The organism is Pseudomonas sp. AM14(2022) (assembly GCF_036346455.1).
Lineage (GTDB): Bacteria > Pseudomonadota > Gammaproteobacteria > Pseudomonadales > Pseudomonadaceae > Aquipseudomonas > Aquipseudomonas putida_A.
This window is the reverse complement of the sequence record NZ_JAOTNY010000002.1, coordinates 153,662-167,189: the sequence shown is the minus strand read 5'-3', so window position 1 is coordinate 167,189 and position 13,528 is coordinate 153,662. Positions and strand designations below refer to the sequence as shown.

Annotated in this window: 10 protein-coding genes; 7 read left to right on the top strand and 3 right to left on the bottom strand. The window is 60.4% G+C overall.

The genetic code is table 11. The annotated features are described in order from the left end of the window. The first annotated feature begins 39 nt into the window (after nt 1-39). From V3W27_RS04375 to V3W27_RS04355, 5 genes are read left to right on the top strand one after another with little or no spacing between them, the layout of a single operon-like run. Complete coding sequence (locus V3W27_RS04375; protein WP_330206012.1) at nt 40-3,540, top strand: response regulator; 3,501 nt, start codon at nt 40-42, stop codon at nt 3,538-3,540. Further along, nucleotides 3,540-4,373, top strand: coding sequence for a CheR family methyltransferase (locus V3W27_RS04370; protein WP_027612745.1), 834 nt, complete (start codon nt 3,540-3,542; stop codon nt 4,371-4,373). Before V3W27_RS04375 ends, V3W27_RS04370 begins: the two co-directional genes overlap by 1 nt. Beyond that, the gene (locus V3W27_RS04365; protein WP_330206011.1) at nt 4,370-4,963 is read left to right on the top strand and encodes a chemotaxis protein CheB; all 594 of its coding nucleotides are present in this window, start codon (nt 4,370-4,372) and stop codon (nt 4,961-4,963) included. Before V3W27_RS04370 ends, V3W27_RS04365 begins: the two co-directional genes overlap by 4 nt. After that, nucleotides 4,957-6,171, top strand: a complete 1,215-nt coding sequence (locus V3W27_RS04360) for a hybrid sensor histidine kinase/response regulator (protein WP_027612747.1) — start codon at nt 4,957-4,959, stop codon at nt 6,169-6,171. Before V3W27_RS04365 ends, V3W27_RS04360 begins: the two co-directional genes overlap by 7 nt. Before the next feature lie 44 nt (nt 6,172-6,215). Continuing rightward, the gene (locus V3W27_RS04355; protein WP_003225116.1) at nt 6,216-6,593 is read left to right on the top strand and encodes a response regulator; all 378 of its coding nucleotides are present in this window, start codon (nt 6,216-6,218) and stop codon (nt 6,591-6,593) included. Nucleotides 6,594-6,659: 66 nt separating this feature from the next. Here V3W27_RS04355 and V3W27_RS04350 read toward each other — a convergent pair whose 3' ends face one another. From V3W27_RS04350 to V3W27_RS04340, 3 genes are all read right to left on the bottom strand, one after another. Next, entirely contained in the window at nt 6,660-8,330 is a 1,671-nt protein-coding gene (locus tag V3W27_RS04350) for an ATP-binding protein (protein ID WP_330206010.1), read from the bottom strand. Continuing rightward, a complete protein-coding gene (locus V3W27_RS04345) occupies nt 8,327-9,829 on the bottom strand; it encodes an ATPase domain-containing protein (RefSeq protein WP_247267422.1) in 1,503 nt (500 codons plus the stop codon). Before V3W27_RS04345 ends, V3W27_RS04350 begins: the two co-directional genes overlap by 4 nt. A gap of 140 nt (nt 9,830-9,969) precedes the next feature. Then, nucleotides 9,970-11,025 (bottom strand): tetratricopeptide repeat protein, encoded by a 1,056-nt coding sequence (locus tag V3W27_RS04340; protein WP_027612750.1) that lies wholly within the window; start codon nt 11,023-11,025, stop codon nt 9,970-9,972. A 161-nt stretch (nt 11,026-11,186) separates the two neighbouring features. On the opposite strand from V3W27_RS04340, the gene V3W27_RS04335 reads away from it, so the two are divergent. Together V3W27_RS04335 and V3W27_RS04330 are read left to right on the top strand one after the other, a co-directional pair. Further along, on the top strand, nt 11,187-13,334 hold the full coding sequence (locus tag V3W27_RS04335; RefSeq protein ID WP_330206009.1) for an FUSC family protein: 2,148 nt from the start codon (nt 11,187-11,189) through the stop codon (nt 13,332-13,334). After that, the gene (locus V3W27_RS04330) at nt 13,324-13,524 is read left to right on the top strand and encodes a DUF1656 domain-containing protein (RefSeq protein ID WP_096796771.1); all 201 of its coding nucleotides are present in this window, start codon (nt 13,324-13,326) and stop codon (nt 13,522-13,524) included. The genes V3W27_RS04335 and V3W27_RS04330 overlap by 11 nt, the downstream gene beginning before the upstream one ends. Nucleotides 13,525-13,528: the final 4 nt, after the last annotated feature.

Below are 13,528 nucleotides of genomic sequence, written 5' to 3'. Positions count from 1 at the left end.
GCAAACTCCCGGGTTTCGACAGTTCGACAAGGCTGCCCCATGTCCACTCGGTCTACAGTTGACGAAACACGGTTCCGTAAACTCCTGACGCGCAACATCAGTCTGCCCCTGGGCGTCGGCGCGATCAGTGCAGTGTTTTTCATTTCGCTGATCACCTATTTGCTCTCGGTGATCCAGTGGGTGGAACACACCGATCGGGTGATCAATAACGCCAACGAAGCGGTGAAACTCACCGTTGATCTGGAAACCGGCATGCGCGGCTTCCTGCTCAGCGGCGACGAGCACTTCCTCGACCCGTACGAGACCGCCAAGCCGCGGATCAACGTGGCGCTCAATACCTTGCTCGAACTCACTGCCGACAATCCGATCCAGACCGACCGGTTGCGGCGTCTGCAGGCCTTGCAGACTGAGTGGAGCAACTACGCGCAATCGATGATCGATCTGCAGCGCTCCAGCGGTGACTACCGGGGCGCGGTCAAGGCCGGGCGCGGCAAGCGCCTGACCGATGAGATCCGCAAGCAGTTCGAAGACGTGATCGACATGGAGCAGCAGTTGCGCACCACGCGCAATGAAGAGGTGCGCCGTACCACGATCTGGAGCATCACTCTTTATCTGCTGTTTATAGCCGGGATCAGCGGTTTGCTGGCCTATGTCGGCCGGCGCGATCTGGTCAGCCTTTCGGACAGCTACAGCGCCAACCTCGCCGCGCAGCAAGCCAGCGCCGAGCGTCTGGAGCGCCAGGCGTGGATGCGTAGCGGCCAGACCGAACTGGCGGAACAGGTGCTGGGGCAGCTGACGCTCAACCTGCTGGGGCGCAATATTCTGCAGTTCTGCGCGCAATACCTCGGCACGGCGGTGGCGGCGCTGTACGTACGCGAAGAACACGGCGGCCTCAAACGCGTGGCGTCCTATGGGTTCTCCCGCGAACAGGAAGAAAAAGATCAGCAGATCTACAGCGGCGAAGGCATCGTCGGCCAGGTTGCCCAGCAGGGACAACTGATTCGCCTGGATTCGGTTCCGGCCGACTACTTCAAAGTCAGCTCCGGCCTGGGCGCAGGTCTGCCACACAGTGTGCTGGTGGTGCCGACCAGTGATGATGACCGGGTCAACGGGGTGATCGAACTGGGCTTCCTGCGCCCGCTCACCGACCGCGATATCGATTTGCTGGAACTGATTGCCGGCAACATCGGCACCTCGATCGAAGCGGCACGTTATCGCCAGCGTCTGCAGGAAGTGCTGGCCGAAACCCAGCAGCTCAACGAAGAGTTGCAGGTGCAGCAGGAAGAGCTGAAAACCGCCAACGAGGAGTTGGAAGAACAGTCGCGGATTCTCAAGGAATCCCAGGCGCATCTGGAAACCCAGCAAGTCGAGCTGGAGCAGACCAACGAGCAGCTGGCCGAACAGGCGCAGACTCTGGCCGAGCAGCGCGACGCCATGGATCAGAAGAACACCGAGCTCAATCAGGCACAGGTGCAGCTCGAGGAGCGCGCCGAAGAGCTGCAGCGTTCGAGCAAGTACAAGTCCGAATTCCTCGCCAACATGTCCCACGAACTGCGTACGCCGCTGAACAGTTCGCTGATCCTCGCCAAGTTGCTGGCCGAGAACCCGCAGGACAATCTGACAGCCGAGCAGGTCAAGTTCGCCGAGTCGATCTATTCGGCGGGCAACGATCTGCTGAACCTGATCAACGACATTCTCGACATTTCCAAGGTCGAGGCCGGCAAGCTGGAAGTGATCCCGGAAAACACCAGCGTCGCGCGTCTGGCCGACGGCCTGCGCAGCGTGTTCGAACCGCTGGCGGCGGACAAGCAACTGACGTTCAGCGTCGAGTTACAGCCGGATGCGCCGATCATGCTGTACACCGATCGCCAGCGTCTGGAGCAGGTGATCAAGAACCTGCTGTCCAACGCCGTGAAGTTCACCGAACACGGCGCGGTCAGCCTGACCATCGCCGGCCAGCCGAACGAGCGCATTGCGTTCATCGTGCGCGATTCGGGGATCGGTATCGCCGCAGATCAGCAGGAAAGCATCTTCGAAGCGTTCCGCCAGGCAGACGGCACCACCAACCGCAAATACGGTGGCACCGGTCTGGGCCTGTCGATCTCGCGTGATCTGGCAGCCTTGCTCGGCGGCTCGATCAGCGTCAGCAGCGCACCGGGGCAGGGCAGCGTGTTCACCCTGGTGCTGCCGCAGCAATACAGCGAGCCGGGTGACAGCCCTGCGATCCCGCTGACCTTCACACCGCCGGTATCGGCCCCGGCCCCGGTGGTGCCGCCGCCATCGATCGCGGTGTCGCCGCTGGCGCCGGTGCACATCCCGCGTTTTGCCGACGACCGTGGCAAGGCGCCGTTCGCCACGCGCTGCATTCTGGTGGTGGAAGACGAGCCGAATTTCGCCCACATCCTTTACGACCTGGCCCACGAACTGGGTTACCAGTGCCTGGTGGCCCACGGTGCCGACGAAGGCTATGACCTGGCCCGCGAGTTCGTGCCGGACGCGATCCTGCTCGACATGCGTCTGCCGGACCATTCCGGTCTGACCGTGCTGCAACGCCTGAAGGAACACGCCGAAACCCGCCACATTCCGGTGCACGTGATCTCGGTCGAAGACCGTGTCGAAGCGGCGATGCACATGGGGGCGATCGGTTACGCAGTCAAACCGACCACCCGCGAAGAGCTCAAGGACGTGTTTGCCCGTCTCGAAGCCAAGCTGACTCAGAAGGTCAAGCGCGTGCTGCTGGTCGAAGATGACGATCTGCAACGCGAAAGCATTGCCCGCCTGATCGGTGATGAGGACATCGAGATCACCGCGGTCGGTCTGGCGCAAGACGCGCTGGAGAAGCTGCGCACGACGATCTACGACTGCATGGTGATCGACCTGAAATTGCCGGACATGCTCGGCAACGATCTGCTCAAGCGCATGTCGACCGAGGACATCTGCTCGTTCCCGCCGGTGATCGTCTACACCGGACGCAACCTGACCCGCGATGAAGAGGCCGAGCTGCGCAAGTATTCACGCTCGATCATCATCAAAGGCGCGCGCTCGCCGGAGCGCCTGCTGGATGAGGTGACACTCTTTCTGCACAAAGTCGAATCGCAGTTGTCCCATGAACGGCAGAAGATGCTCAAGACCGCCCGCAGCCGCGACAAGGTCTTCGAAGGCCGCAAGGTGCTGCTGGTGGACGACGATGTGCGCAACATCTTCGCCCTGACCAGTGCGCTGGAGCAAAAGGGCGCAGTCGTGGTGATCGGCCGTAATGGTCGCGAAGCGATTGATAAGTTGAATGAAATCGAGGACATCGACCTGGTGCTGATGGACGTGATGATGCCGGAGATGGATGGTTTTGAAGCCACCATTGAAATCCGCAAGGATCCGCGCTGGCGCAAACTGCCGATCATCGCAGTGACGGCCAAGGCCATGAAAGACGATCAGGAGCGCTGCCTGCAGGCGGGCGCCAACGATTATCTGGCCAAGCCGATCGATCTGGATCGCCTGTTCTCGTTGATTCGCGTGTGGTTACCGAAGATGGAACGCATTTAGTGGATAGCAGTCACTCCGCGGAGCGCAACAGCGAAATTGAATTACGCTTGCTGATCGAGGCGATCTACCTCAAGTACAGCTACGATTTTCGCGATTACTCGGGCGCTTCGATCAAGCGCCGGGTGCAGCACGCCTTGAGTCAGTTCGAATGCGCGACGATCTCGGCGTTGCAGGAGAAAGTCCTGCACGATCCCACGGCGTTCATGCAGTTGCTGCAGTTGCTGACGATTCCGGTCAGCGAGATGTTCCGCGATCCGTCGCACTTTCTGGCGATCCGCAAGGAAGTGGTGCCGCTGCTGCGCACCTATCCGTCGCTGAAGATCTGGATCGCCGGGTGCAGCACTGGCGAGGAGGTTTACTCGATGGCGATTCTGCTGCGCGAAGAAGGCCTGCTCGACCGTACGATCATCTACGCCACCGATATCAACCCGCGCTCGCTGGACAAGGCCAAGCAGGGGATTTTCTCGATGGAGAACGTGCGCGCCTACACCGCCAATTATCAGCAGGCCGGCGGCCAGCGCTCCTTCGCCGATTACTACACTGCCGCCTACGGCTACGCGATTTTCGACAAGAGCCTGTGCGAGAACGTGACCTTTGCCGATCACAGCCTGGCGACCGACAGTGTGTTCTCCGAAACTCAATTGATTTCCTGCCGCAACGTACTGATTTACTTCAACAAGAAACTTCAGGACCGTGCCTTCGGTCTGTTTCATGAATCGCTGTGCCACCGAGGCTTTCTGGTGCTGGGCAGCAAGGAAACGCTGGATTTTTCCGGCTACTCGAATCAGTTCGAGCCGCTGGTCAAACAAGAACGGATCTACCGCAAATTATGAACGATGCCTTGGATTTGCCTCGTGTCGAGGCCATCGTGGTCGGCGCTTCGGCTGGTGGGGTCGAGGCCCTGCTGACCCTGCTCGCGCCGTTGCGCCAGGGTTACGTGTTGCCGATCATTGTTGTGTTGCACCTGCCGGAGGAGCGGCGCAGTCAGTTGGCCGAAGTGTTCTCCCGGCGCCTGATGCTGCCGGTGGCAGAGGCGACCGACAAGCAGGACATCATGCCCGGCACGGTTTATTTCGCCACGCCCGGGTATCACCTGTCGGTGGAACAGGATCGCAGTCTGTCGCTGAGTCTTGAAGACCGCGTGCACCATTCCCGTCCGGCCATTGATTACTTGTTTGAATCCGCCGCTGATGTTTACGGCGAAACCCTGGCTGCCGTGTTGCTGACCGGCGCCAATCACGATGGCGCTCGCGGCCTGGCACAAGTCAAGCAGCGTGGCGGACTGACCATCGTTCAAGACCCGCAGGACGCGCAGGTCGCCACCATGCCTCTGGCTGCGCTGAAAATTCAGCAGCCTGACCATGTCCTACCCATTCACGGCATCGGCCGTCTGCTTGTCGAGCTGGAACGAATCGCATGCTGAGTAATATCCAGGCCAAATTGCTGATCGTCGACGATCTGCCGGAGAACCTGCTGGCCCTCGAAGCGCTGATCAAGCGCGAGGACCGCACGGTGTACAAGGCGCTGTCGGCGGACGAGGCACTTTCGCTGCTGCTGCAACACGAGTTCGCCATGGCCATCCTCGACGTGCAGATGCCGGGGATGAACGGCTTCGAGCTCGCCGAGTTGATGCGCGGCACCGAGAAAACCAAGAACATTCCGATCATTTTCGTCAGCGCCGCCGGCCGTGAACTGAACTACGCGTTCAAGGGCTACGAGAGCGGGGCGGTGGACTTCCTGCACAAGCCGCTGGATATCCACGCGGTGAAGAGCAAGGTCAACGTATTCGTCGACCTGTACCGCCAGAGCAAGGCCATGAAACAACAGGTCGAAGCCCTGGAGCAGGCGCGTCGCGAGCAGGAAGCGCTGCTGCAACAACTGCAAAGCACGCAACTGGAGCTGGAGCAGGCGGTGCGCATGCGCGATGACTTCATGTCAATCGTCGCTCACGAAGTGCGCACGCCGCTCAATGGCCTGATACTCGAAACCCAGTTGCGCAAGATGCACCTGGCGCGGGACAACGCCGCGGCGTTCACCCTCGACAAGATGCACGCGATGGTTGATCGCGACGAACGCCAGATCAAAAGCCTGATCCGGCTGATCGAAGACATGCTCGACGTTTCGCGTATCCGCACGGGCAAGCTGTCGATCCGGCCGAATCGTTTCGACCTGACGCAACTGGTGAGCAACCTGCTGCAGAATTTCGCCCAGCAGATCGAGGCCGCCGAGACCGAAGTGTCGTTCACCGCGCCGCAGCCGGTGGAAGGTTACTGGGACGAATTCCGCATCGAGCAGGTGGTCTCCAACCTGCTGACCAATGCCTTGCGCTACGGTGGCCGCAGCCCGATTCAGGTGCGCGTGTACCGTGAAGGCGACGAGGCGCGGGTCGAGGTTCAGGACCGTGGCATCGGCATCAGCGAAGAGAACCAGAAGCGCATTTTCCAACAGTTCGAACGGGTTTCCGCCAAGACGGTAGTGGCTGGTCTCGGGCTGGGTCTGTTCATTTCCGAGCAGATCGTCGCCGCCCATGGCGGTTCCATCGTCGTCGAGAGTCAAATCAACGAAGGCGCCCTGTTTCGCGTTTGTCTGCCAATCCAGGAAAACGGCATATCCGACGCAACCTCTGAGTGACCGCACGGTCGTATCAGCAGCTATTGACCGAACAAAGGCTTCCCATGAGCGTAGATGCACAAGATGTAGTACTCGTCGTCGAGGACGAACCGGTTATCTTGATGGTGCTGACAGATTACCTGTCGGGGCAGGGGTACCGCGTGTTGCAGGCCGAAAACGGCGAGCAGGCGTTCGAGATCCTCGCGAGCAAGCCGCATCTGGACATGCTGATCACTGACTTCCGCCTGCCGGGCGGGATCTCCGGCGTGCAGATCGCGGAGCCTGCAGTAAAACTGCGCCCGGATCTGAAGGTGATCTTCATCAGCGGTTATCCGCAGGAAATCCGCGAGACCGGCAGCCCGATCACGCGTAAGGCGCCGATCCTGGAAAAACCCTTCGATCTGGATGTATTGCAGGAAAAGATTCAGGAATTGCTGGCCTGATCCGTAGCGGCTGATGCTCCCCATGTAGGAGCTGCCTGCGGCAGCTCCTACAGTCGTTTTGGGGGATCAGTTCTTGATCATCTCGCGGACTTTGGCGGTCAGCAGATCGAAAGTGAACGGTTTGGTGATCATCTGCATGCCCGGGTCGAGGAAACCACCGCGCACTGCCGCGTGCTCGGCATACCCAGTGATGAATAACACCTTCAGCCCCGGCCGATACTGCCGGCCGATTTCCGCCAGTTGCCGGCCGTTCATGCCTGGCAGGCCGACGTCACTGATCAGCAGGTCGATGCGCTGCGTCGAGTTGAGGATCGGCACGGCACCGTCGGCATCGCCGGCTTCGACAAACGCATAACCCAACTCACTGAGCACCGCGCTGACCAGTACGCGTACGGCAGGGTCGTCCTCGACGATCAACACGGTTTCGCCATCCATTGCTTCCGGGGCCTGCTGAACATCGGACACCGGATGCTCCAGCTCTTCGCCGCGAAAGCGCGGCAGGTACAGTTTGACCGTGGTGCCCTGATCGATTTCGCTGTCGATCGAGACGTGACCACGGGACTGCTTGCTGAAGCCGTAAATCATCGACAGACCCAGCCCGGTGCCCTGGCCGATCGGCTTGGTGGTGAAGAACGGATCGAACGCGCGGCTGACCACGCTCTGCGCCATGCCACTGCCGTTATCGGTGACGCTGAGCATCACGTAGTCGCCGGGTTCGAGATTCGGGTAGGCCTCGGTGAATTCCGGCTTAAGCACCTGATTGCTGGTTTCGACCACCAGTTTGCCGCCCTCGGGCATTGCATCGCGGGCGTTGAGTACCAGGTTGAGCAGGGCGCTTTCCAGTTGATTGGGATCCGCTTCGGCGATCCACAACTGGTCGTTGAGGCGCATCTCCAGCTGGATACTTTCGTTGAGGCTGCGCTGCAGCAGCTCGCCCATCGACAGCACCAGTGTGTTCATCTGCACGGCTTTGGAGTCCAGCGATTGCCGGCGGGAAAACGCCAGCAAACGGTGGGTCAGGCCGGCTGCGCGGTTGGCTGAAGTGACACCGAGATCGATCAGGCTGTCGAGGTCATCAAGGCGTCCGCGAGCCAGCCGCCGGCGCAGCAGTTCAAGGCTGCCGATAATCCCGGTGAGCATGTTGTTGAAGTCGTGAGCGATGCCGCCGGTCAACTGACCGACCGCTTCCATTTTCTGTGACTGGCGCAGGGCTTCTTCGTTGTGGCGCAGTTGCGCGGTGCGTTCCTCGACCTGTTGCTCAAGGGTTTCCAGGGTCGATTGCAGTCGGCGTTCGCTTTCACTCAAATCGATCAGGCGGTCGCGGGCTTCGTACTGTCGTCGTCGCCCGCGCAGGGCGGTGGAGACCAGACTGACCAGGGTCGCCGGATGAAACGGGCGCTCAAGGAACGTGACGTTGCCCAGCAATTTGCTCAGGCGCGAGGAGGGGCCCGGTTCCGGGCCGCCATGGTGGGTCAGCAAGACGATCGGCAGATCCGACCAGGCCGGTTGCTGTTCCAGAAAGTGCAGGAGCGTTTCCAGCTCGGGGCCGCGCAGGGCTTCGGTGGCGATCAACAAGAGTCCGGCGCCAGGCTCCAGTTCTGCGCACAGTGCACCCAGATCCGGGGTGATGACGCCGCCATAACCGGCCTCATTGAGGATCATCAGCGCCACTTGGCTGTCCCGACCCATGGGCGCCAGAATCAGCGCCCGTTCCGGCAGTGATACGGAGGCTGTCACAAGGTTTCTTCCCGCAACAGCGGATTGCTCGCGCCGAGGTAAGTCGGCACGCCACGCAGCACGCCCTGGAACGCTTCCAGCGGTTCGCCGATGGTCATGCCCTGGCCGGAAATGCGGTATTCACGGATGGTAGATTCGTGGCTGCCGGTGCGTTTCTTGATGATGGAAATGGCTCGGCGAACCTTGCCGATGGCTTCGAAGTAGCGCAGCAGGATCACCGTGTCGGCCAGGTAAGTGATGTCGACCGGCGCCTGCATGTCGCCGACCAGGCCATGCTGGGCAACCGTCATGAAAGTCGCCGCACCTTTTCGGTTCAGATACAGCAGCAGCTCATGCATGTGCAGCACCAGCGCGTTTTCTTCCGGCATCGCGGCCTGATAGCCGTTGATGCTGTCGATTACCACGGTCTTGATATTGCCTTCGTCTACGCAGCGACGCACCCGATGCGAGAACTCGCCGGGGGACAGCTCGGCGGCATCCACTTGATCGATCAGCAGGCTGCCGGTGGCTTGCAAGGCCTTGAGGTCGATGCCGATGTTTTTCATGCGTTCGAACAGCAAGCCCAGTTCTTCATCAAAGATGAACAGCGCCGCTTTTTCGCCGCGTGCTACGGCAGCGGCGGCGAAGATCATCGAAATCAGCGATTTGCCGGTACCGGCCGGGCCGAGAATCAGCGTGCTGGAACCGGTCTCGATGCCGCCGCCGAGCAGGGCGTCCATTTCCTTGATGCCGCTGCTCAATTGCAGGCGCGGGTAGTCGCTGCGGTGTTCGGCGGCGACCAGTCGTGGGAACACATGGACGCCGTCGCCCATGATGGTGAAGTCGTGGTAACCGCCACGGTATTTCTGGCCGCGATATTTGACGATGCGCACGCGGCGGCGCTCGGCACCGTAATTGGGCGTCAGTTCTTCGAGGCGGATCACCCCGTGGGCGACGCTGTGCACGGTCTTGTCGAGAGACTCGGTGGTCAGGTCGTCAAGCAGCAGGACGGTGGCGTCGTAACGCACGAAGTAATGTTTGATCGCCAGAATCTGCCGGCGGTAGCGCAGCGAACTCTGCGCCAGCAGGCGGATCTCCGACAGGCTGTCGAGCACCACGCGGGTGGGCTTGAAGCGCTCGACCACTTCGAAAATCTGCTTGGTGGCTTCGCCCAGCTCAAGGTCGGAGGAGTACAGCAGGCTTTGCTGATGCTCGGCGTTGAGCAGGCTTTCGGGTGGCGTCAGCTCGAAGATTTCAATGTTCTCGTTCAGCTCCCAGCCGTGGGAGGCCGCGCCTTGACGCAATTCACGCTCGGTTTCCGACAGCGTGATGTACAGACAGCGTTCGCCGGCACGGGCGCCCGCCATCAGGAAATGCAATGCGACGGTGGTTTTGCCTGTACCGGGTTCACCTTCGAGCAAAAACACATGCCCTCGGGACAGACCACCGGCGAGGATGTCATCCAGGCCAATGATGCCGGTGGCGGCTTTTGCACTGATCAACTCGTTGGACGTAGACAAAGAATGCCCTCTCATGACTAGGGGAATCGAGGCAGCAGGCTGTATCAGCCGTTGTGCTCTACCTGATTACTTGACCGCTGCCAGTCATGACGGTTCCGATGTTTCGATATCAAAATGTCATTGAATCAGCGGGTAAAGGCTCAGAGTCCCTGCTGTAACGCCGGGTCATCAGGGTTCATCTGCTCCAGTTGCGCGAGCAGAATCTGCACGTTCTGCAACTGGCCGCTTTCCTTCCAGTAATTGATCAGCAGCACTCGCGCCTTGCGGTCGGCTGGGTGACGCTGGACGACTTCCTGCAACTGCTTTTGCGCCGCTTCCAGCTCTTCGGCAGCGTGCAGGGTGGTGGCGAGGTCGTAGCGGTAATCCTTGTTGTCAGGCTCCAGCTCCACCGCTTTGGACAAGCCGAGCAGGGCGAATTCACGCTGGCCGTGGTGCAACAGCCACAGTCCGAGCGCGTGTTGCAGGTAGGCGGAATCCGGTTGCGCCTGCAACTGTTTGGCGAGCAACTGGCGGGCGGCGTCGCTCTGACCCTGGCGGTCGAGGACATCGATCTGCATCACCAGTGCCGGCAGGTTGCCCGGTTCCAGCCGCAGGGTGTTGTCCAGCGCTTGTTGGGCCTGTTTAAGTTCGGCGTTGTGCAGATACAGGCGTGCCAGTTGCGCATAGGTGGCGGCGCTTTCCGGCTGTCCCTTGAGCGCTTGTTCCCAGCCATCGATCGCCTGCTGCAGCGGGGCGAAATACAGCCCCAGTTCATCCGGCGTCAGACCGAGCAGGGCGTTGATCGCGGCGAACCGTACGTTTTGGTCCTCATCGTCGAGCATCGGCCCGAGCAGCAGACTGCGTTGCCCGCCGGGCACCAGTCCGACCACACTTTGAATCGCTGCCAGCCGTACTTCGGGGGCTTCGTTCTGCAGATGGGCGTCGGCCAGTTTCAGCGCTTGCGGGCTCGGATAGTTGGGCAGCTCGGCCAGCAGCCAGACACTGCGTTTGACCGACAGGTCCGGGCGACCCAATTGCTGATACAACTGCCGCGCGGCTCCCGGCTGACCGGAACGGGCGGCCGTCAGAGCTTCGCTGTAGCCGCGCTTGATCGCTTCCGGCACCACCGGGGCGGTGGAGCGCAGGGATAACCAGGCGATGACGACGAGCAGCACAAGGCCAAGGCTGATAAGCAGGTAGCGGCGCGACTGAGGCATGCAGATTTCCGTGAACTGGCGTTCTATAGCAGAACGGCAAGCTTCGACCAGCGAGGGGCCGTGAGTCAAACCCCGTGCATGCGAATCGCCCTACAACATCTGTCGATTCAGTTACCCATCAGGCATTCGATGCAGAGTCTACGCTTGCAGGAGTCGCTTCGATGAGAGCCCCCATGCAAGCCCTGCGCAATTATTTCCAGGTCGTGATCCATCCCGGTCAGGCTGTCCTGCTGTTTGCCCTGCGCACCATTGCCGCCGGGCTGTTGACGCTGTATCTGGCGTTTTTGTTCGATCTCGACCAACCCAAGTGGTCGATCATGGCCGTCGTGATTGTCAGCCAGCCGTTGGCCGGCATGGCGCTGGCGCGTAGTTTCGGTCAAGTGATTGGCACCACGCTGGGTGCTGCGGTGGCGGTGTTGATCATGGCGATATTCCCGCAGGCGCCGCTTCCGTTCATCACAACGCTGGCACTGTGGCTGGCGCTCTGCACCGCGGGCGGCACGTTGCTGCGCTATACCAGTTCTCAGGCGTTTGTGCTCAGTGGTTATACCGCCGTGGTGGTGGCATTGCTGGCCATTCCCGACCAGGATGACACCTTTCTGCTGGCTGTCACCCGCGTTACCGAAACCTTGCTGGCCGTAGCGTGCGTCTGCGTGGTCAGCCTGCTCACTGCGCGTCCGGAAGCAGTTGCCAAAGGTTACTTCGCCAAGGTCGATCAGGTGATCAAACTGGCTGCCAGTCACTCCGCTGCGGTGATTCGAACAGAAGAAAGTGAAGCCGACTTTCAGCGCCGTCAGATGCAGTTGCTCGGTGAAATCAGCGCGCTCGAAGGGTTGCGCCGCCATCTGTATTTCGATGCCCCACGGTTGCGCGGTGCCGACAATCTGGTGCTGCTGTTGGGTAATCAACTGATGTTGCTGACCTCGCGTTTGACTGCATTACGTCATCAGCGCGAATTGCTCACCGAACGTTGGGAGGGCGATCTTCCTCTGGACGTACAGCGCTTGCGTGCAGAAGAGCTCGCACTTCTCGACCAGTTGGCGCAGTTGGGCCGAGCGCTGCCCGCCGAGCGGCGGCATCAATTCATCACGCTGCAGCAGCAGTTTGAAGCCTTGGCGTATGAGGCCGAACAACTGACCGAAGACATGAGCGCTATCCTGCGCTCGCTGGCGTGGGCGTTACGCTGGGAGCAGGCGCGGCTGTTGCAGCAACTGGAGCAGATTCTGGAGTTGAGTGATGCCATTCAGGAAGGGCGCGAAGCCAGTTGTCTGTATCGCGGTCAGGCCAGCCCGCTGCATCTTGATTTCACACTGGCTTCAATGAACGCCATCCGCGCCTTTACCGCATTACTGGTAGCCGGGTTGATCTGGATCGAAACCGCCTGGGATGGGGCGCGGGGCGGGATGATTCTGGTGGGGATTCTCTGTTCGCTGATGGCGACATTCCCGCGGCCGCTGATGGCCGCGCAGAATTACGCGCGTGGGTTGGGACTGGCACTGGTGGTCTCGGCGTTCTATCAATTCATGCTGGTGCCGACCATCAGTGATTTCGAGCCATTGGCGTTGATGCTGGCACCGCTGCTGTACGTGATCGCTGTCGGTTTGGCGAGCCCGACGACCGCGGGCATTGGTATGGGCCTGGGGTTGTCGAGTTTCCTCCTGCTCGGCCCACAGAATGTCGGCACCGGGCAGAACACTGCAATTCAATGGTTCGAATTCGCCGGCGCCTATGTCAGCGCGGCGATGCTCGCTTTGATGGTCTACGCATGGATTTTCCCGTTCCGTCCGGCATTGCGTCTCCGCCGCTTTTATAACGAGGCGCGTGAGCAGGTTTATGAACTGACCAAAAAACCGGCCACCGATGAACAGCAATTCGCTTTCGAAAGCCGTATGGTCGACCGACTGACCAGCATGCTTGGCTTGCTGCCGGCCGTGAGCGAGCGCGCCATGCAGCAGCTCTATGAAATCAGTCTGGCGTGCGTCGCATTGGGCGTAGCAATGCATCAACTCCGGCAGCAGGCACAGAACAATGCACTGCTGACGGACGCGTTCAGCCAGCAATTGGCTTCGGCGCTGCGCAAGACCGGCCGTTTTGTGGCCGGGCGCCAGGACGTGCAATTGCAAGCGTTGTTGACCTCGCTCCAGCTATTGGGTGATGAGCTGGACGAGTTGCACGTCGCCAGCCACGAACATTTGTGGTCGGTGTTTCGCATGCGCGTGGCGCTGTTGATCGTCGTGTCTTTCCTGAAACGCCACGGCGAATACCTGCAACGTAACGTCTCGGAAGGAGAACCGGCCCTTGCCCATTGATTTCGAAATGGGTGGCGTTTATCTGCCACCCATTGCCCAGGCCCTATTGCTGGCGATACCGATATTTATGCTCCTGGACTGGTGTTTGCGACGTCTGGGTGTGTTGCGACTGGTCTGGCACGAGGCGCTGTTTGAGGGCGCCTTGTATGCATGCGTTTGTGCCGCGCTGATTTTGCTGATGGGAGCCTGATGCC

Coding starts and splice junctions, on each gene's coding strand:
- V3W27_RS04375 (WP_330206012.1), top strand. CDS start 40: ATGTCCACTCGGTCTACAGTTGACGAAACACGGTTCCGTAAACTCCTG.
- V3W27_RS04365 (WP_330206011.1), top strand. CDS start 4,370: ATGAACGATGCCTTGGATTTGCCTCGTGTCGAGGCCATCGTGGTCGGC.
- V3W27_RS04360 (WP_027612747.1), top strand. CDS start 4,957: ATGCTGAGTAATATCCAGGCCAAATTGCTGATCGTCGACGATCTGCCG.
- V3W27_RS04355 (WP_003225116.1), top strand. CDS start 6,216: ATGAGCGTAGATGCACAAGATGTAGTACTCGTCGTCGAGGACGAACCG.
- V3W27_RS04340 (WP_027612750.1), bottom strand. CDS start 11,025: ATGCCTCAGTCGCGCCGCTACCTGCTTATCAGCCTTGGCCTTGTGCTG.
- V3W27_RS04335 (WP_330206009.1), top strand. CDS start 11,187: ATGAGAGCCCCCATGCAAGCCCTGCGCAATTATTTCCAGGTCGTGATC.